At 40.8% G+C, this 20,417-nt stretch carries 18 protein-coding genes; 10 read left to right on the top strand and 8 right to left on the bottom strand.

Features of this window, described 5'->3' with window-relative positions; all coding sequences use genetic code 11:
* The first annotated feature begins 2 nt into the window (after positions 1-2).
* Positions 3-2,276: a multicopper oxidase family protein gene (locus AC106K_RS03120; RefSeq protein WP_482443371.1), complete on the top strand. Its 2,274-nt coding sequence runs from the start codon at positions 3-5 to the stop codon at positions 2,274-2,276.
* Positions 2,277-2,537: 261 nt separating this feature from the next.
* A complete protein-coding gene (locus AC106K_RS03115; protein ID WP_088583401.1) occupies positions 2,538-3,359 on the top strand; it encodes an RteC domain-containing protein in 822 nt (273 codons plus the stop codon).
* 6 nt (positions 3,360-3,365) lie between these two features.
* Here AC106K_RS03115 and AC106K_RS03110 read toward each other — a convergent pair whose 3' ends face one another.
* Both AC106K_RS03110 and AC106K_RS03105 read right to left on the bottom strand, forming a co-directional pair.
* Positions 3,366-8,804, bottom strand: a complete 5,439-nt coding sequence (locus AC106K_RS03110) for an N-6 DNA methylase (RefSeq protein WP_482443370.1) — start codon at positions 8,802-8,804, stop codon at positions 3,366-3,368.
* Positions 8,791-9,228 (bottom strand): DUF1896 domain-containing protein, encoded by a 438-nt coding sequence (locus AC106K_RS03105; protein WP_047094741.1) that lies wholly within the window; start codon positions 9,226-9,228, stop codon positions 8,791-8,793. Before AC106K_RS03105 ends, AC106K_RS03110 begins: the two co-directional genes overlap by 14 nt.
* Positions 9,229-9,454: 226 nt before the next feature.
* Between AC106K_RS03105 and AC106K_RS03100 the strand changes: the two genes are divergently transcribed.
* The 8 genes from AC106K_RS03100 to AC106K_RS03065 all read left to right on the top strand — a co-directional run bounded on the left by AC106K_RS03100 (position 9,455) and on the right by AC106K_RS03065 (position 13,746).
* Positions 9,455-9,784 (top strand): ArsR/SmtB family transcription factor, encoded by a 330-nt coding sequence (locus tag AC106K_RS03100; RefSeq protein WP_482443369.1) that lies wholly within the window; start codon positions 9,455-9,457, stop codon positions 9,782-9,784.
* Between the two features lie 59 nt (positions 9,785-9,843).
* Entirely contained in the window at positions 9,844-10,308 is a 465-nt protein-coding gene (locus AC106K_RS03095) for a DUF6428 family protein (protein WP_003002385.1), read from the top strand.
* 19 nt (positions 10,309-10,327) lie between these two features.
* The gene (locus AC106K_RS03090; protein ID WP_072885949.1) at positions 10,328-10,942 is read left to right on the top strand and encodes a low molecular weight phosphatase family protein; all 615 of its coding nucleotides are present in this window, start codon (positions 10,328-10,330) and stop codon (positions 10,940-10,942) included.
* A gap of 3 nt (positions 10,943-10,945) precedes the next feature.
* The gene (arsB, locus tag AC106K_RS03085) at positions 10,946-11,977 is read left to right on the top strand and encodes an ACR3 family arsenite efflux transporter (RefSeq protein WP_482443368.1); all 1,032 of its coding nucleotides are present in this window, start codon (positions 10,946-10,948) and stop codon (positions 11,975-11,977) included.
* Positions 11,978-12,064: 87 nt separating this feature from the next.
* Positions 12,065-12,481 carry a bleomycin resistance protein gene (locus AC106K_RS03080; protein ID WP_482443367.1) on the top strand — a complete coding sequence of 139 codons (417 nt, stop codon included), beginning with the start codon at positions 12,065-12,067 and terminating at the stop codon, positions 12,479-12,481.
* An 82-nt stretch (positions 12,482-12,563) separates the two neighbouring features.
* A complete protein-coding gene (locus AC106K_RS03075) occupies positions 12,564-12,929 on the top strand; it encodes an ArsR/SmtB family transcription factor (protein WP_003002377.1) in 366 nt (121 codons plus the stop codon).
* A 5-nt stretch (positions 12,930-12,934) separates the two neighbouring features.
* On the top strand, positions 12,935-13,537 hold the full coding sequence (gene merTP / locus AC106K_RS03070) for a mercuric transport protein MerTP (RefSeq protein ID WP_003002375.1): 603 nt from the start codon (positions 12,935-12,937) through the stop codon (positions 13,535-13,537).
* Complete coding sequence (locus tag AC106K_RS03065) at positions 13,537-13,746, top strand: GDCCVxC domain-containing (seleno)protein (protein ID WP_078704224.1); 210 nt, start codon at positions 13,537-13,539, stop codon at positions 13,744-13,746. Before merTP ends, AC106K_RS03065 begins: the two co-directional genes overlap by 1 nt.
* A gap of 92 nt (positions 13,747-13,838) precedes the next feature.
* On the opposite strand, the gene AC106K_RS03060 is transcribed toward AC106K_RS03065, so the two are convergent.
* From AC106K_RS03060 to AC106K_RS03035, 6 genes are all read right to left on the bottom strand, one after another.
* Positions 13,839-14,720: an ORF6N domain-containing protein gene (locus tag AC106K_RS03060; protein WP_162031335.1), complete on the bottom strand. Its 882-nt coding sequence runs from the start codon at positions 14,718-14,720 to the stop codon at positions 13,839-13,841.
* Positions 14,710-16,803, bottom strand: a complete 2,094-nt coding sequence (locus tag AC106K_RS03055; protein ID WP_482443366.1) for a type IA DNA topoisomerase — start codon at positions 16,801-16,803, stop codon at positions 14,710-14,712. Before AC106K_RS03055 ends, AC106K_RS03060 begins: the two co-directional genes overlap by 11 nt.
* Positions 16,804-16,809: 6 nt before the next feature.
* The gene (locus AC106K_RS03050) at positions 16,810-18,270 is read right to left on the bottom strand and encodes a DUF3945 domain-containing protein (RefSeq protein WP_482443365.1); all 1,461 of its coding nucleotides are present in this window, start codon (positions 18,268-18,270) and stop codon (positions 16,810-16,812) included.
* 85 nt (positions 18,271-18,355) lie between these two features.
* The gene (locus tag AC106K_RS03045; protein ID WP_482443364.1) at positions 18,356-18,664 is read right to left on the bottom strand and encodes a helix-turn-helix domain-containing protein; all 309 of its coding nucleotides are present in this window, start codon (positions 18,662-18,664) and stop codon (positions 18,356-18,358) included.
* Between the two features lie 12 nt (positions 18,665-18,676).
* On the bottom strand, positions 18,677-19,030 hold the full coding sequence (locus AC106K_RS03040; RefSeq protein WP_482443363.1) for a helix-turn-helix domain-containing protein: 354 nt from the start codon (positions 19,028-19,030) through the stop codon (positions 18,677-18,679).
* A 248-nt stretch (positions 19,031-19,278) separates the two neighbouring features.
* Positions 19,279-20,124 (bottom strand): RteC domain-containing protein, encoded by an 846-nt coding sequence (locus AC106K_RS03035; protein ID WP_048499058.1) that lies wholly within the window; start codon positions 20,122-20,124, stop codon positions 19,279-19,281.
* Positions 20,125-20,417: the final 293 nt, after the last annotated feature.

The following is a 20,417-nucleotide window of genomic DNA, read 5'->3' as shown; positions in this document are numbered from 1 at the left end:
TCATGAACAGATATAATAAAATACCTATAAGAATTTTGCAAACAGTGCTGATACTGCTTTGCACGCAAACGCTGTTTGCACAGAGAGTGGTGCATTACGAGCTGTATGTAAAAGATACGCTTGTCAACTATGCAGGTAAGCAAAAAAGGGCAATTGCCGTAAACGGGCAAATCCCCATGCCCACCCTTACCTTTACCGAGGGCGACACTGCCGAAATAGTGGTGCACAACCAATTGAAAGAAAGCACATCACTTCACTGGCATGGTGTGTTCCTGCCCAATAAAGAAGACGGTGTGCCCTGGCTTACACAAAAACCCATCGCACCGGGCACAACCTACACCTACCGTTTTCCGATTATCCAGCATGGTACGCACTGGTACCATTCCCACTCAGGATTGCAGGAGCAGATTGGCATGTACGGAAGTTTTATCATGAAGAAAAGAAGCGATGATAAGACATTCAGAAAAGGAATTGACGATTTGCCGACCGTTCCAATTATATTAAGTGAGTGGACAAATCTTAACCCCGATAATATCAACCGTATGCTACACAATGCAAATGATTGGGCGGCCATTAAGAAAGGCGCAACACAATCATATGTTGAAGCTATTAAGGAGGGAAAATTAGGGGTAAAGGTAAAAAACGAGTGGAAGCGGATGCTGGCGATGGATGTCAGTGACGTTTACTATGATAAAATCCTAATAAATGGTAGCCATAGCACCGATTTGAAAACAATTGATGGTAAAAAGCTAAAAGCAGGCGACAAAGTCAGATTGCGTGTTTCCAATGGAGGGGCGTCTTCATATTTCTGGCTACGGTATGCTGGAGGAAAAATTACAGTAGTAGCGAATGATGGGAATGATGTTGAGCCTGTAGAGGTGGACAGGTTAATCATTGCCGTTTCTGAAACTTACGATATTGTAGTGACTATCCCTCAAGATGGTTTGGCTTACGAGTTCTTAGCAACAACCGAAGACAGGACACAATCTGCGAGTTACTTTATAGGTGATGGGGTCAAACAGCTTATTTCTCCACTCCCACGATTGAAGTATTTCGAGGGGATGAAGATGATGAACGATATGATGAAAATGAATGGCGATTTGGACGATATGGGCATGAAGATGAGCCTTAACCAAATGGACATGAATGTAGTGATGTATCCCGAAATTACCGGAGATGCAACAAAAAAAGCAGACCACAGTAAGCATGAGGGTATGGATATGGATAAAGACGCTAACCGTTACAACGCTAATGCCTTGGGAGACATCAAAACATTAAATTATGCTATGTTGCAATCACCTTATAACACCTCTCTTCCAAATGATGCGCCTGTAAAAGAGTTGAAATTCACACTTACTGGCAACATGAACCGCTATGTATGGAGCATGGATAATAAAATACTTTCGGAAACTGACAAAATACCTGTAAAAAAAGGAGAAATTCTACGGATTACCATTTATAATAATTCAATGATGCGGCATCCAATGCATCTTCACGGATTTGATTTCAGGGTGATAAACGGAAAAGGCGAAAAATCGCCGCTTAAAAATGTGTTGGATATCATGCCTATGGAAATAGATACCATTGAGTTTTTAGCAAATGAGGAAGGTGATTGGTTCTTTCATTGCCATATATTATATCACATGATGGCGGGAATGAACAGGGTCTTTGAAGTTGGAGACTACAATAACCCCTATCTACCCGACAAGGCAAAAGCCTATAAAGAATTGCAAAGAGAAAGTAATATGCCTCATTTTATGGCACAAAACGATTTTGCAACCAATGGTAATGATGGAGAAGCTATGCTAATGAATGCACGCTACCAATTAGGAACAGAATGGCGTTTAGGCTATAATAGTATGCACGGTTATGAAGTAGAAACCCATTTAGGTAGATACATTGGAAAGATGCAATGGTTCATGCCCTTTGTAGGTTTTGATTACCGCTACCGTAAAATGGGAGAAGATGAACACGAAAAGAACATATTTGGACAAACCAACAAGAAAGACACCCGCAGGGCGTTCAGTTTAGGGTTTATGTATACGTTACCTATGCTGGTCAATTTTCAGGCAGAAGTATATCATGATGGAATTGTGAGATTGCAGTTAATGCGTGAAGATATACCAATTTCAAAAAGACTAAGAGGTGGTTTTATGGTGAATACCGACTTAGAGTATATGGGAGAACTTAGGTATATCATTAATAAGAATATAGGTATACGTACCCACTATGATAGCGATATGGGCTTTGGTGTGGGGCTGGCATTGACTTATTAAAATTAAATAACTAAGGGTTGTAAACTGCATAACCGTAAAAAAATATCGGTAAAAAAAAGGAGGTGATGCAGGTGTAATTCGCAAAGACTAACCTGCATCATACTACAACCCTTTAAAGTATGCAACAAAAATCTATCTATCGTTCCATCATCAATACGGTAGAGGTTGAATTTTTTTAAGCAGTAATTGCATCATAAGCTAATACGAACAGTGTTAGCTTTTCTGTATTAACCAATAATATATTACATCAAAATGAAGCGAATGGATAAATTTTACAATGAAACATATCTTAAATTGGAAACTGCAATCCAGGAACTGGAGATTGAAACCGACTGCCCCATAAAAAGAATTGAAGCCGTTATACACCATATCATACAAAGCCTTGCCGACTTAAAGGACTTTGTACTGAAAAATGACTTTAAGAATATGGAAGAAGAAATCCATTTTTTCAAGTATCAGAAACCTGTTATTGTTTCAAAGCTCATCTACTACAATGCCATCTATAAAATCGAAACAAGAAGACCCTACGGGAACAAGCGTACCAAGAAATATTTTACCAAAGAACTGAAAAAGCTAAAAAGGTTCTTTGAAAACAACCTTGATTTTTACAAGTATTACCGCAGCAATAATTCTTTCGTTGACGAAAAATTCTTTGTGCGTGGCATGCACGATATAAGGCTGTGGTTAGACACATTTTATTTTGAAGCAGACCATCGTTTTTCTACTTCACACGATTATAAGGTTGCCAAGATTATTGCCAATGACCTGATACAAGTTTATTTGGAAGACAGGCTCAATAACATCAATGTGAAAAGGGGTTCGGACAATTCATTGAAATGGACGGCAAGTAAAACGGCACTGACGGAACTCATATATGCACTGTACTCCCACGGTGTATTTAACAATGGGAATACAGACATAAAATTGATTGCTAAAGCATTTGAAGATGCCTTTAATATTGAATTGGGCGATTTTTACCATACGTTTATGGAACTGAAAGCCCGTAAGATAAACCGAACCAAATTCCTTGACAGCCTGTGTGAAGCCCTAATAAAAAAAATGGACGAAAAGGACGAAAAGTAACGACTATTATAATACGCCACGAGGTGAATGAACGCCTTTTGTTCGTATAATGCTTTCCTGCACCTTTGGGGCTTCATTCTGCTTTTCTGCCTGCTCCGAAGCATCTTGTTTGGTTTCCGGCGTAATAGATAGCTGTATCTTTCTTTCTACGGCAGCCAGTTCCGTTTTAAGCTCACTCAATCGACTTTCCTTAGCCCAAGTACCGTTAACCACTTCCTGAAGTATCGGCAGGTCTTTTTGTATTTCAGCGATTTTCTCCTGCTCCTGCTTCACAAAGCCCGGCAGTTTTTCCAAAGCCCTTAAAAAATTCATTGCGGCGGTTTCGGGGTCTTTTGCCATCAGACCGTTATTGTAGGTGTACTTGATATTGCCCTCGCCAGTTATAAAAAATCTATTGACCCTTTCGAGTGTTGAATTATCCTTTGGAAGTTCTGTTTTAACCAATAATTGAAACCCGTAGAGGTTGCCTATTTCACGATAGTCGCCTGCCGTGCGGGCTTTGTTCGCAATCTCGTTCAGTTTTGCGCCTATTTGTTTCGGATTTGCATTGGGCGGCAAGCCATCTAACAGCACAGGGTTTTCGATTGTACCGTCCGAACGCTTTTGCAGGCGTTGCTGTAAGTTTTCCCAGTCGGTACTCATCCGGCTCAAACGGGATTGAGTGCTTTGCAACATTTCCATATAATCCTGTACCTTAAATTTGGCACTGGATTTAGAGCGGTTGAACGCCTGCTTTTCGCTTTCCAGTCCGGCAATCTGTTTTTCCAGTTTGGCTTTATCCAACAGGTCTGTATTTCCTGACAGGATTGCCACATATTCCGAAAAGTTCATTCCCGATTTTTCGTCCATACTTCCCTCGTCAATCGTTCTTTTGGTCAGGTTGTTAGTCTTTAACTGGTCGATGAAAAGCTGCTTATTATACAGCAGGTTGAATTTGTAACTGTCCAACGATTTTTCAACTGCATAGATAATCACAGCCACTTTATTATCGGCAAAGAATTTGGCAATCTCATTGCCTTTTCTGATTGCCCGCCCGTCCCTTTGGGCAAGGTCAGACGGTCGCCACGGTGTATCTAAATGATGAACGGCAACAGCTCTTTTCTGTGCGTTTACGCCAGTTCCGAGCATACTTGTAGAACCGAACAGTACACGGATTTTGCCCTCGTTCATTCCGTTGATAAGTTCCTTACGTTGCTTATCATTTTTCGCTTCCTGAATAAACCTTACTTCGTGCGCAGGTATGCCGTGGTCTTCCACGAGTTTGCGTTTTATTTCGGAGTACACGTTCCATTCGCCGGGCTTATAGGTTCCTAAATCCGAGAAAACGAACTGCGTTCCTTTCTGTGCGTTGAACTGGTTGTAATACTTGGCGATATTTACCGCACAATGCGAAGCCTTGTTGTCGGGATGGTCGTCGTATATACCACTTACCATACGCATATCGAGCGACATCTTACGGGCATAGTCCGTCGCAATGAGCATCTTTGCTTTTTCTTCCCTTTGCGATAATGGTTCTCTACCGAGCAAAGTAGCATCGCCCGTTTTGGCAAACTGCATCAGGCTTTGGATAAAGGCATCTTGGTCGGGCGTTGGCGGTATGTTGTACAATACCTCGTTCTTAGTGGGGCGGTCAATACCAATATCCTTAGCCGTTCTGTAATCCGTGATTTCAGAATAGAACTGTGCCAGTTCCGGCACTTTGATAAAGTAGCGGAAACGCTCTTTTGCTACAATATTGTTAGCTACCGAAAATTCATAATCGGTCGTTTTCCGTGCATAGATAGCTGCCCACGCATCAAAGGAATGAATACCCTGTTTTTCCAATGCACGGGGGCGCAGGTATTTAAACAGCAGGTACAATTCCGTTAATGAATTGCTGATGGTTGTACCCGAAAGAAAGGTTGCACCCATATCCGCATTGGTACGCTCTTGAATGGTGCGGATTGCAAACAGCAGGTTCAGTGCCTTTTGGCTGCCGTCCACGTTCCCCAGTCCGGCAACCCGTGTATGACGGGTGTTGAACATCAGGTTTTTGAACTGGTGGCTTTCGTCCACAAACAAATGGTCTATGCCCATCATCTTAAAGTCCACAATATCATCCTTACGGTTTTCAATATCGTGTTGCAGCGTTTTCAGCTTTACTTCAAGATTTTCTTTCCGCTTGATTACCCCGGCGAGCATTCCCCTTGTCACTTCCTTGCCCTGCGATTTCAGGGCATCGAGATTGCGCTCTACGCTGTCCAGTTCTATTTCGAGGATTTCCTTTTGTATTTCGGGCGATTGCGGTATCATTCCGAACTGGTCGTGCGTAAGTATCACGCAATCCCAATCATTATTTTTAATATTCCCGAAAATCCGCAGGCGTTTTTTCGGCGTAAAATCATCAATACCCGGATAAAGGATTTTGGCGTGTGGATAGGCTTTACGGTAGTCTTCGGCAATGGCAGGTATATTTGCTTTCAGCCCGATAATCATCGGCTTATGGGCTAATCCCAAACGCTTCATTTCCTGCGCTGCGGTACACATTATCAGCGTTTTTCCTGCGCCTACTTCGTGGTCGCAGATAGCACCGTTGTTCAGCTTTATCATCCAAACGGTGTCCTTTTGACTTGAATACAGGTCTTCAATGCCTGCTCCCTTGCGGTCTAATCCCGGAAATTCCTGATGGCTTCCGTCATAGTTTGGGCGAACGAAACAATTAAAGGTATCGTTGTACTGGTCGGTCAGCCTGTTTTTAAACTCATCGTTCTGTGCGTGTAGCCAGTCGGTAAAGGCGGTACGGATTTCGTCAATCTTGGTGTTCGCCATTTGTATGGCTTCCATATCCCGTACTTTAACCTCTTGGTCGCCAACCATTACTTTTTTGGTAATATCAGGCGTGGTATTGACAAGGGCGTGTTTAAGCAGGGCAATACCGTCAAACGTGCGGCTTTCCGCTTTGACCGCATATTTTTCCCAAATGTGCATATTGCCCTGATGACACTTTACGGAAAAGTCGTCGGAGCTTTCGGAGTAATGAACCAGTACATCCGCATCGAACAAATGCGAAGCGAAACGGGCATAAATTCCGGTAGGTATCCACCGTTCGCCGAGGTTAAAATCCAGTTCCTCAAATTCGATACGTTTTGGTCGGGCTTCCTCTAAAGCGGTAAGGCTTTCTTTGGCTTCGGTATCATCGGGATAGTTTTCGAGATAGGCTCTTACTTCATCTGCTTTCTCCACCACGTTGCCTGCAATCCAACGTTCGGCTATTTCATATTCCTGTTGTAGCGGATTGTAGAACAACCGCCCGTGCAGGGCTTCTTTCAGGGTATCGGCAGGCAGGCTGCTGATTTCGGACATAAAGTCCAAATCCACATTTCCGTATTTGTTCAGGGAGGCAGCTAAAGCCTCTTCGGGATTGTCGGTTGCTAACGTGGTAGTAGAGAAACTGACCGGACGGCTGAAAATATCCGCTTTATGGATTATGCCGCCAATGACACGCTCCAGATAGGGGATTTCTTTACCTGCACTGTCTGTTTTTATCAGCTTGGCATTGTCGGCAGTATTGAGATTGCCGTATTTTTTGGTAAAGGCATCGTACAGCAGGTTCAGGGTTTCCCGTTCTTCCCTGTGTTCGGTCTGTTTTTCAGCTTCTTTTTGGTACAGGTTGATATAACTGTCCCTTACGGCTATGTAGGCTTCGGCTCTTGCTTTCTGTGCCGACGGCAATTGCAATGGATGAAAGATAGCTTTTTTGTCTTCCTTATCCACCTCTTGCAAATAGCCGACCCAACCGTTATCCACCACAAGGCAATCATTCCGGTGGAATAATTGCAGTTCGCCGCTATACGGAGCAGGTTCAGGAACGGTGTTAATATCGGTAACGGGAATGGCAGTCTTATCAGACTGGCCATTGCCGTTTATTTGTGAAAACAGGTCGCCGATGGCTTCCTGTTTTTTGCTGTTTACTTGGCTTTTTCCATTGGTAGCACCATTGGATTTTAGCGGTGTATAAGGTTGCTGCCTGGCACTGCTGAACAGGTCGGGTTGACGACCTATTGTGCCTCTTCTTTTATTACTACTTTGCCTTTTGTTTTGGGTAGTTCTTTTAGGTGGAGCAAGCACCATTACAGGCTCACCCGCACTTTCAAACAGGTCAAAAATGCTTAGTTGTTTTAGTTCCTGTGGGCTTTCCTGATGGACTACCGGAGTGGTTATAAGCTGCGGTTTTTGCTGAACGATTGCAGGGTCTATGACCGGAGGTGTAACCTTTGGTTCAATCGGAATTTGTATCATAGGCTCATCATTGCGTTCGCCTTTGTATAAATTCAAATTCAGATGGTTCCCAAAATCTTCGGAAAGCATTTGTTTCAAATCTTTGGCAATACCCTCAACACCGTCTTTATGCGTATAGATTAAGGCAGGTTGACCGTATGGGTCGGTATCTAATTTTTGGTCGGTATGGATAATTCTTGTACCGTCCTGAAAGAGCGCATTGCCCGGCGTATTGTATTCGGTTGGCTTGCTTTGGCAAAACAGATCTTCCCTGTCGGTCAGATTTTGTTTTGCCGTATTTTTTTGCAGGATAATCAGGTCGCTGCCCACTTCCGTACCTGCATATTCGGTAAACAGATTGTTGGGCAGTCTTACAACCGAAACCAAATTATTATCCTGCATCAACGCCCTGCGTATGGGTTCGTTCTTAGGGCTATTCAGAATGCCCTGCGAAGTGATGTAAGCCAACAAACCACCCTCACGGAGCATATCAGCACCTTTCAGAAAAAAGTAATTGTGTATGCTTCGGGCAGCCTGTTCCTTTGCGCTGTTTCTGCTGCGTGAATAAGAAAGGTCAAATACAGAAGTATCGCCGAACGGTATATTACTGGCGATTATATCATAGTTGTTTTGTTCCCTTTCGGGAATTTCCTCAAAACCGTTGATACGGATATTGCTTTCGGGGTAAAGCTGCTTTAAAATCTTGCCTGTAAGCAAGTCTTTTTCATAAGCGGTAACACTGGCTTTCTGATTTTCCGAAAAGGATTGGATGAATGAACCGATACCTGCGGAGGGTTCGAGGAATTTATCAATGTGCAGACCATTATCCCGCAAGGCAGATGAAATGGCATCTATAACCTTTGGCGGGGTATAAAAAGCCGTCAGCACGGAACTTTTCATACTGTCCACATACCTGCGGTATTGCTTATCGTCTTGGGAATTGTCTTTGAGGAGTTGGTGGAGTTCCTGCGTGAGTGGAAAAAGGTCGTGTTCTGTTTTTCTCCAATGATTGATGTCTATTTCGTTTTCTACGGCGTTCAGAACGAACTTAAGACCGCCAAATCCGCTGTATCGCATCATTAGCAGTCTTTCTCCTACGGTGGCTTGCCGTTTCTCCTTTTCCAGTTTAAAAACAATTCGCAGGGCATCAATATTCTGTTGGAGATGGAACCGCTTACTGAAGCCCATTTTCCTCAATCCATATTGAGATGGTTCCGGTCAGTTCGGTATAGAGTAAATCAAACTCATTTCCGTTGGCGAAATCATCAGTTAATTCATATCCTGCGAAAACAGGCTCACAAACGGGAAACATTTTAAGGGCGAACGGTCGCAGTTCCTCGTCTGCCATTATGGTATCAAATTCATTGCATACCACTTTGAAAACCGTGTCGAACTTGGAGAAGTGCAAGCCCTCAAAAAGTATGTAGTTGGCTATTTCGTCGCATTGCTCAACGGCGTTTCCCGAACGGAAAGCACCCTCATAAGCATTGGCAGCCCACGAAGACCGTTGGTCAATAAATTTTTGGTCGTGTGCCTTTTCGGGAAAGCTGCTGTTTAATAATTCTTGCAGTCGTAATCTGAAATACGACAGGTCTTTTTGCTGTACATCCATACTTATTTTGATTAGAATTTTACTTAAATCCTAAAATTATAAGCAGGAGCAAATGCCTTTGATAATGTTGCAGCGTTTGGCTTTGAAAGGCAGGATTTGGCGATTTACAATAGAAAATTGAACTGATTATTTATACAGAATTGGTGCTTGGCTATATGTTTTTTCACAAACTACTTTTGTGGTTTAAATATTTATCGTAATATTGCGATATATTATTACAAATAAGATGGGCGTAACAAAAACAGAAATATTTACAGAACAGCAAAACAGCTTGGCAACCACTTTAAAGGCACTGGCTCATCCTGCCCGTATAGCTATCCTGCAATACATCATCAAGCAGAATGCTTGCATTTGTAATGACTTAGTGGAAGTATTAGGATTGGCGCAGGCTACGATTTCACAACATTTAAAAGAGCTTAAAAACATTGGTATCATCAAAGGCAATATAGAAGGGACAAGTGTGTGCTACTGTATTGATGAAAATGTTTGGCAGCAGATTAAAAAGGAACTCAATGCTTTCTTTATAGATAATGTAGAGGTTGATAAATGCTGTTAAGCATTTTTTTTAAGCACATTAATCGCAATAAAGCAATATAACAATTAAATAAAAAAATAATGAAACTATCAAACATCAAAGAAATCTTACCAGCATTGGATAATGTTGAATTTCAATTAGAGAACGGAACATTTGTACCCGAACACTTTCACGTTACCGAGATAGGTGTTATTACAAAACACTTCATTGATTGTGGCGGAACAATTAGAAACGAAAAAGTTGTCAATTTCCAATTATGGAATGCCAACGATTTTGAACACCGATTAAAGCCAACAAAGCTATTAAACATCATTAAGCTATCCGAAGAAAAGTTGGGTATTGAAGATGCCGAAATAGAAGTAGAATACCAAAGCGAAACGGTTGGTAAATACGATTTGAATTTTAACGGAAACCATTTTGTACTGAAAAACAAGCAAACCGCTTGCCTGGCAAGTGATGCTTGCGGTATTCCTGCCGAAAAGCAAAAGGTAAAATTATCAGAGCTGAATAATGCTTGCTGTACACCAAATTCGGGATGTTGCTAAACACTAAAAACAAAATGCGATGTATCAAAAACTAATCGAAATCATTAACAACAAAATTGATGTACAAAGCATCAGCGAAGAACGTAAAGCCGTATTACAACCGCTGATTGATTTTATACAGCAAAAAGTAAACGACAGGCAGGATATAAATATCAATTTCATCTGTACCCACAATTCCCGAAGAAGCCATTTATCACAGGTTTGGGCACAGGTAGCGTCAGCACATTTTAATATACCAAATGTACATTGTTATTCGGGCGGTACGGAAGAAACGTCACTATTTCCGAAAGTTGCAGAAACATTGACTAATCAGGGGTTTAACATTTTCAAAATCGCAGATACTAATAACCCTGTATATGCCATAAAATACAGCGATAATGCTTTGCCTGTTATCGGCTTTTCAAAAAAGTACGATAGTCCTTTCAACCCAGTATCAGCATTTACAGCCATTATGACCTGTTCACAGGCAGACGGTGGATGTCCATTTATTGCAGGTGCAGAAAAAAGGATACCTATCACATTTGAAGACCCTAAAATTTCAGACAATACACCGGAGCAATCACAGGTATATGCAGAAAGAAGTTTACAGATAGCAACGGAAATGTTTTATGTTTTTTCAAAAGTCAGTCAATAACCAATGCAACCAAAACTAAAATTTCTTGACCGTTACCTTACCTTATGGATATTCCTTGCAATGGCAGCAGGTATAGGTTTAGGGTATTTCTTTCCGGGAATATCAAAAATTACAAATGCTTTATCCGTAGGCACTACAAACGTTCCTTTGGCAATAGGTCTGATACTGATGATGTACCCGCCATTGGCAAAAGTGGATTATTCATTATTGCCCCAAGCATTTAAGGATAAAAAAGTAATCGGTATATCCTTATTGCTCAATTGGGTTATCGGTACAATATTGATGTTCGGGTTAGCCGTTTTGTTTTTACGCAATGAACCCGATTATATGACAGGTTTGATATTGATAGGTTTGGCAAGATGTATTGCAATGGTAATCGTATGGTGTGACTTAGCTAAAGCAAACAGAGAATATACAGCTATGTTAGTGGCGTTAAACAGTGTTTTTCAGATAATAAGTTACAGCTTCTTAGTTTGGCTGTTCATCAATGTATTACCAAGCAAATTAGGATTGGCAAATTTCAATGTAAGCGTATCAATGAAAGATGTTACAGAAAGCGTATTGATATACTTAGGCATTCCTTTCTTAGCAGGTTTTATAAGCCGTTACGCAATGGTAAAATCAAAAGGTATAGAATGGTATAACAGGAAATTTGTACCCCGAATATCGCCCATTACATTATATGCTTTACTTTTTACTATAGTATTAATGTTCAGTCTGAAAGGAGATAAAATATTAGAACTGCCAATGGATGTGGTAAAAGTAGCTATACCGTTAATCATCTATTTTGTACTGATGTTTTTCGTCAGCTTCTTTATCAACAAATCCCTTAAAGTTCCTTACGACAAAAACGCCTCAATCGCATTTACAGCCACAGGAAACAACTTTGAATTGGCAATAGCGGTAGCAATAGCCGTTTTCGGTATTCATTCCCCACAAGCGTTTGTAGGCGTTATAGGACCGTTGGTAGAAGTTCCGGTACTAATTCTATTAGTACGTGCAAGTTTATGGTTAAAGAAGAAGTATTACAGTTAGAAACAAGCAAAAGTTATGAAATGGCAATATGATTTCAACAGATGTACAAAAAATATAAGGTTCAATAATTAAAATAATATCGCGAAAATGATAAAACTAATAAAGACCATACCTGCATTTCCTGTTCGGGATATTGAAAAAGCAGTTGCCTTTTATAAAGCCCGATTGGGCTTTGATTGCAGACATATGGAAGAAACCTTTGCAATATTAATTAGGAATGGTATAGACTTACATTTATGGGCTTCCTGTAATTATAGCTGGAAATGGAAAAGTATTTTTTTATTTCTCAAACCGATTAGTAGCGGAGCGGAAAGTTTTTTGGCAGGTACACACAGTTGCCGGATTGAAATAGAAGGCATTGACGAACTGTATAAAGAACTAAAAGAAAAGGAAGTATTACACAATGAAAAAACCGAAATAGAAACCACTTACTACGACACAAGAGAATTTGCAACTTTGGACTTATACGGAAATTTACTAACCTTTTACGAAAATATACAGTAGGAACAAACAGTTCAACCAAGCCGGTTTTAACTTTTTGTATTTTAGCAATTGCTTAAATAAGCAAATTAACTATATTTGCAACATGGATAGTACTTCTTGTATAAGACAACAGGCGGACATTAAACAAATCAATCGCTGTAAAGAACGAGTTTCAGAACTTCACGGTTCGTTTGACTATTTGTCGAATGGACTTGAATTGGCGGGAAACAATGTAAGACTGAAAATCCTGTTTCTGATTTATGAAGAAAAACGACTATGTGTTTGTGATTTAAGCGATATTCTCGGTATGACAATTTCTGCAATTTCTCAACATTTACGAAAGCTCAAAGACCGTAGACTAATTGAAACGGAAAGAAAAGCACAAACTATTTTTTATTCATTGACAAAAGAGTATGAAAAAATGTTGACCCCATTTTTTGAAATACTTGATGATAATAAAATTTTATAAACTATATGAAAACGGACAACAAACTAATCGGCACTGGACTTTTTACAGCAATTGCTGCGTCATTATGTTGCATTACGCCTGTTTTAGCTCTAATAGCAGGGACAAGCGGGATTGCTTCAACCTTTTCTTGGCTCGAACCTTTCCGACCATATTTTATTGGCTTGACAATTTTAGTGCTTGGTTTTGCTTGGTTTCAAAAGTTGAAACCCAAAAAGCAAATTGACTGTGAATGTGAAATAAATGAAAAACCGAATTTTATGCAAACAAAATCATTTTTAGGAATTATTACTGTTATGGCGGCTTTACTTTTGTCATTTCCCCTTTATGCCCACATCTTTTTTCCAAAGACCGAAAGTAAAGCAATTATTACCCAAACTTCCAAAATCCAGAAAGTTGAGTTTACAATCAAAGGGATGACTTGTTCAGGTTGTGAACATCATATTAAAACAGAGATTAGCAAACTAAAAGGAATTATCGAAGTTGTCGTTTCCTATGAGAAAGGCAACGCTATTGTTAAGTTTGACAACAAGCAAACAAGTATTGCCGAAATCGAAAAAGCTATCAATTCGACAGGTTATAAATCACTAAAAAGTAAAGTTATATCATAATGGAAATTAAATTAAAATCAATAATAACTTGCCCAAACTGTGGACACAAAAAAGAGGAAACAATGCCAACAGATGCTTGCCAGTATTTTTATGAATGTGAAAATTGCAAAACAAGATTAAAACCATTACAGGGGGATTGTTGTGTGTATTGCAGTTATGGTACTGTAAAATGCCCGCCAATACAAGCAGGAAATAGCTGTTGTAAATAAGAGAAGCTTAATAATTTACTTTAGAAAGCTACTTGTCTAAATTTGTGAGTATAACCTATTTAGCGAAAAACCTCCGAATTATCAGAGGTTTTTTATTCATTATTTAAGATTTGGAGCATCCTGCCGACTTCAATATCCATTCTTGAAAACGCAAACCATTTTTTGCCCAGGTCTTTGAGTGATGCTCCTATATGGTAGAGTTCTGCATTATCAATAATCAAAAATCGGTCGTGGGCATCGGAGAAAACCTCAATAGTTACTGGAGGATATTGGCTATTGTAGCGTTGTAAGTCTAACCGTAACTGATTGCTGATGCTTTTGGTAAGGATTGTAGCGGTTACATTGTTTTTACGCTTACCCAGTAAAATAAGCACCGTATCATCCACGTAATTATCAAGCAGGATAATTGAGCTTACGGCACTTCGGATAATATCGGAAACAAAGGTGTAGGCATCAAATACCTGCCCGTTGTAGAAAATGCCTTTTTCGCTGTGCAGCTTGTCGCTTTCCAAAGCCTTAAAAATCTCTTCAAATTTTTGGTCGGCTTCCAGTTGCTTTAATTCGATATTATCCAAACGATGAAACAAAGAAGCGTTGCTGATAAGCATACGCCTCATTTCTACAAAGGCTTCCATTATTTCCACACTCATTTTAACGGCTATATCAGACCGGAGTATGGCAGATGCCATTGCAACGCCCTGTTCGGTAAAAACATAGGGCAAATAACGCCTGCCACCGTAATTTAAACTTGAGGTTCCAATTTGGAACCTCAAGTTTTCAACTTCCTCTTCGGTCAGTTGAAAGCAGAATGATACAGGAAAACGCTCAATATTCCGTTTAACGGCTTTGTTCAGGTTCTTTGTTTCTACCTGATATAAGGCAGCGAGGTCGCTATCCAACATTACCTGTTTGCCCCGGATAGTATAAATCAGGTTCCTGATTTCTTTGGGTACGATTGACGGTTTATTTTCCATTGCGTTTACTGCTTTTGTTTTTCTCAAACTCAAAGGAACTTTCAGCGTTTTCTTTCAGAATGATGTAAGCATCGAATTTCTTTCCCGCTTTGCTTGTCATTCCTTTAATAAGAGAGGTTTTGCCTTTATTGACAAGGCTTGTTACATTTTCGATACTGATTTGTACACCGCAGACGGTGCGGAACTGTACCCAGTTACAAGCCTCATCAGGGCATTTCACAATCTTGTCACGGATAATAAGCTGCTGACTTTTGCATTTCGGGCAGGTCAGATTGGGTTGGTTAGTGCTTGCAATAGAGGTTTGCAGCAATTCATCAGTAATAGATTTGGCATAGGTTTCCATTTCCTTTTGGAACGTTCCGGCATCCGCTTCGTTATTTTCGATTTTCTGCAATGCCAGTTCCCATTCGGCGGTCATTGCCACATCCGCAATTTTCCGGTCTTTAACAAGCCCATACACCTGTAATCCTTTTTCTGTAGGGATTAAAGAACGTTTATCCCGTTGGATATAATTACGGGTAAACAGGGTTTCGATAATGGCGGCTCTTGTTGCAGGGGTACCGATACCGATATTTTTGAGGGCTTTGCGCTCTTCTTCGTTCTCAATTTCTTTCCCTGCGGTTTCCATAGCCGACAAAAGCCCGGCTTCGGTGTAAAGCACTGGCGGTTTGGTTTTCTTTTCCAAAACGGCAGCTTCCTTTATGGCAAGTTCGTCGCCTTTACGCAGTTCAGGTAATTCCTGCACTGGCTCTTCGCCGTCATCGGTAAAACTTCCTTTAATGGAACGCCAACCCGCTTCCTGAATTTTACAGCCCTTTGCCGTAAAGTCGTAGTGTAATACCTGTAATGACACATCGGTTATTTCTTTGACACAGGCTTGTGATATGGCTTCGAGCAATCGAAGCGCAATCATATTGTAAATCTTGTTTTCGTCTGCATTGAGTACCGACGGTACTTTATCAGTAATCAACAAACCGTGATGGTCCGTTACACGGAGGTCATTCACGATACGTTTGTTGAACCGTCCCCATTTGATTTTGGTAAGGGCTTGCTTGCAATCTTCACGGTTCTGCAAAGCCCGCACAAGGTTTGGAATTTCTGACCACATATCTTCAGGGATGTATTTGCTTCCGGTACGTGGATAAGTGATAAACTTCTTTTCGTACAGGCTTTGCGCAATATTGAGCGTTGCTTCAGCAGATAATTTCAGCCTTTTGTTGGCTTCCTTTTGTAAACCTGTCAGGTCGAAAAGCAAGGGCGGTTGTTCCGTAACGCTTTTGGTTTCTGCTGATGTAACGGTTGCCGTTGCGCCACGCTGAATGGCTTTAAGGGTATCATCAGCAAGCTGCTTTTCATCCCATTTGGTAGCGGAAATACTTTTAAAATCAACCTGGGCTTTATTGTGCGCTAATTGTATCTGCCAGTATTTCTTTACCGTAAAATTCTTATTATCGAGGTAGCGTTTACATATCAAAGCCAGTGTGGGCGTTTGCACTCTTCCGAGCGAATAGATACCGTTGCCTGCGGCAATGCTCAATGCCTGCGTAGCATTGATGCCCACAAGCCAGTCGGCACGGCTTCTGCCTTGTGCTGCCTGATACAGTCCGTCAAATGCTGCCCCGTCTTTCAGGTTGTCAAAGCCTTGCTTTATTGCCTTTTCGGTAAGCGAACTTATCCAAAGGCGTTCAAAAGGCTTGCTGCATTTCAGGTATTCATAAATGTACCTGAAAATGAGTTCGCCCTCACGACCTGCATCGGTAGCAACGATAATGCTATTGCTTTGCTTGAAAAGCTGTTCAATGACTTTCAGTTGCTTTAATGCGCCAGTATCGGCGGTGTACCCTTTGTCTTTTTTGACCTTGCGGACGGTCAATAAAAAGGGTTTGGGCAATATCGGCAGGGATGCTTTGTCAAATCCCGAAATGCCGTAATCTTCGGGCATTCCCAGTCCTATTAAATGACCGAATGCCCACGTAACAAAATAGCCGTTACCTGTCAGGTAGCCGTCCTTTTTATCGGATGCTCCCACAAGTCCGGCTATTTCCCTTGCTACGCTTGGTTTTTCTGCAATAATTGTTTTCATACTGTATTACATTTTTCTGCCTTTGGATTTTGCAGGCTTGTTATCCTGTTGCTCCTGCTGCTTCTCGTTTTTCGGTCTTTGCTGCCCGGACTTCAAAGGCTCTTGGACGTTCTTGGTCGCTTCGTTGGTTTTACCCTCAGAATTGACGGCAGTCTGCGTTTTATGGCTTTCAGCAGGTTCCACTCTTGCTTTATATTGACCTGGAAACTCAAAATTGGTCTTTCCGGTATCTTTGTCGAACGTGATATAACCCTTATACGGTTGGTCTTTTTTATCTTTCAGTTCAACGTATATGGTTTGTCCGGCTTTGAACTTATTGTACTGCTCATCATCCAGTTCTTTGCCCCTGAAAGTTCTTGGAGCTTCTTGCGGTTGGCTTTGCTGATTGCTTTGTTGAGTGTTCTGTTGGTTCGTTTGCGCCTGCTGATTGTTGTTGCCTCTGTCAAACAGGAACTCAACATACCGTTTGTCAGCATTGAATTGTACAGTTGCCGAAAACTCCGTTCCTTTCGAGGAAATCATACCCTCTAAATAGAGCGGTTTGCCCTCCATCAGCGTTTGTTTTTGTTCGTCATTCAGCTTTACGCCCTTAATTTCATCGGGAATTTTTATAAACTCCGTGCGCAGTGCAACCACGTCATTGGTCAGCCTGTCAATACTGATAATGGACGGCATCAGGTCGCCTGTTTTGGAGTTTACCAAATTGACGACACGCCCCATATTACCCGTTTCGAGCAGGTTTTTCTTGTCTTCGTCCGTAAACTTGTGACCGAAAAACTCAAAGTGGAGGTTAGGCTCTCTTTTGATACCGTGTATTGCCACGATAACATTGCCGTCTTCCGCTTGCTGTAAAGACAGGCGGGCATCCGTACGGAGGATAGAGCCACCGAGGTTGATACCTATCGGTAAAAGCTCATTGGTTTTGTAACCTCGTAACAAAGGGTCGAGCAGGTTTCTTTTTTCAAGATACTCTTTGCTTAATCCGAGGTTTTTCATTGTGTCCCAATCAATCTGCTCCGGCTTGTAGCGATATTCGCTTGTTTCCGTTGTTGTTTGTGCTGTTGCCATATTATTTTGATTTTCTTGTTTTTTATCGGGTTGAGGTTCGGTTTTTACCTCGTGTTCTTTCAGCACTTTTTCGCCCTGTGGAGTGGGCTTATCTACGTGCTTTTGTAATTCCTCTGCTTTTTCAGCAGCAACCGGGGCAGGTACTTTGAAGAAAGTAAAGTTTGTGGGGTTCTTTAACTGGCTGAAAAAATTGGAAAAGAAGTTGGAAAAGAAATCGCCGCTTTTGTCCACACGCATAAACTGATTTTGGTTCTTCTTGGTAGGGTCAACGGTTTCCATTTTCCCGTTTTCGCCTATACTCTTTACCGCCTGGATTTTCATTTTCTCTTTATCCAGTACGAGTAAGATGTCCGAAAGCTGTTCGGGCATTTCCTGTTTATTTGTTGTTTCTTCGCTCATAGTCTGAAAATTTTAAAATTTCACGGTCGAATGTAAAGGAAGCCTTCACTGATTTGCGTTATGTGGCATTCAAAGGCAGCGTTTGTCATTTATTGGCATCCAGTTTGGGCAAGGGAGGGTTAAAACTTTCCCTGATGAACTGATGCACATCAGACAGTTTGTAATACAGTTTTCCGCTAATGGTATAATAAGGGAGCTTGCCTATGGAGCGATACCGTTGCAGGGAACGGTTACTGATTTTCAGCATTTGCAATAAATCCTGATTGTCCAGTAATTCTTCGCCGTCTATGCTGTTGCGCTTCTTTTGTAAATCGTCTATGTGATTGCCAAGAATGTCCAGCCTATCCATTATGCGTTCCATCCACGCCACAAATTCCATTTTGTTGATATTCATACGGGTACGCTTTTAATTATTACCTGATTTCAGCTTTCTGCCTTTTTCGATATAGCTTTTGCCTTTCGCCATAAGCTGCTCTACATATTCATCGGAGGTCTGCACAGCGTTAGCGTTGAGCATTTCCTTGATAGCACCAATCGTATAGTAATACTGCCCGTACATTTTTGAAAAGGCTATCTGCCCATTGGTGCGCATACGCCACAATGTTTTTTCGCTGATGTGGAGATACTGGCAGACTTCGTGATTGTTGAGCCACAAACTATCGTAGCTTGTATCTTCCAGTTTGAGGATATATTCGCTAATGGCTTTCAACCGCTCATTGAGGTGCTTCCACACTTCTTCGTCAACTGTTATAATATTCATTGCACTGCTGTTTAATGTTCACAGGGCAAAATTCAGAAGTGTGGCAGTGTTTGTCTGCCAATGCTTACCCATTGGTTTGGCACTTTTTTGATTTTTTTTTGCAATGAGGAAAATCCTTGTTTAATAAGGGTTTTAGCGTGTTTCAGTTATTTTGTTGTAGCTTTTTGCCAACTTTTGCCAATTGGCAGATATGGACAAAAAAAGCAGTACACAAAATGTACTGCTTTGAAACACTTTTGCTGTTACGGCTAAAGGTCTTTATCCATATACTCTTCGAGGGAAATTTTGAGTTGGTCTAAAAACGCCGTCCGGGAGCCTGCCCTTGTTTTCATTCGGTGGAAAGAATGGTGTATATCGTTCAAGGGCGTTCGGAATAAGATTTGAAAAATCAGAGCTAATTTTCTGATGCCTATTTTACCGTATGCAATAGAATTGGAAGCATACAGGGCGTAAATCAATTCTATCAGTGCATTTTGTGAATTAGTCCACGAAATGTCTTTGCTTGCATCCCCGTTCATTAAAATGGTATCGGGATTTTTTTCAGGATTGATTTTGGTAAGCAAAAAAGTATAGAGTAATTCATTGGCTATAATGTGGGCAACTTTGTTATCGTAGTAGGTTGAAAAGCTAAGGTCAATTTCAAATACGGCACTCTTTAAACCATCGTGGTAATTGACTTTTCCGAGCCTGAAATAACTGTGGTCACGGTCTGTTCTGCCTGCACGGTAGTACCTGTAAAAATCTTCATTGGATATGCTTTCCTTATATTCGGATTTCAGGATTTTCAGTTGGTTTTCAAAATAGCTTTGATGTATTCTCCCGGTACTTACAGGACAGGTGGTTTCAATACGGAATACTTTATTGTAATAAATTAGTTTTCCTAAAATCTGCGGTTTAATGTTCTTGAAAAAATTGATTTCCTGCTGTTCATCCTTAAATCCGGTTTGTAAGACTTTCATCTTTATAGTAAATAGCATTTCCTTCAGGAATAAGGTCATTTGGTAAGCCTCATCAGCAGTTTGCATAATTTGAGAAGAAAGATTATCTTCCTGATGCTGAATTTGCGATAATATTTTACTCAACACGATTTCCATAGCTTAGTCTGTTAAAAGTTATCACTACTTGTTTCGGAACCACATTTTAATTGATATACCAAAACTTGGAAATAATATGTAAACCATTATCACATTGTGTCCCCATATTGGGAAAGATTTATTTCCAATTACGCTTTTTGATGTATATTGGAAAAGCAGAAAAAGGGTTAAGTACACTACGACTTAACCCTTTTTTTATTAAATTTGCAATAATGATTTACAAGGTAATCAGATGAAAGCGAGTGCAGTAAGCACCATTACTAAATCGTTACCGATAGCACTTTCGGTTCTTG

It is taken from the genome of Chryseobacterium sp. FR048 (assembly GCF_056844665.1).
The sequence above is the reverse complement of the archived record's forward strand: the minus strand, read 5'-3'. Positions and strand labels throughout refer to the sequence as shown.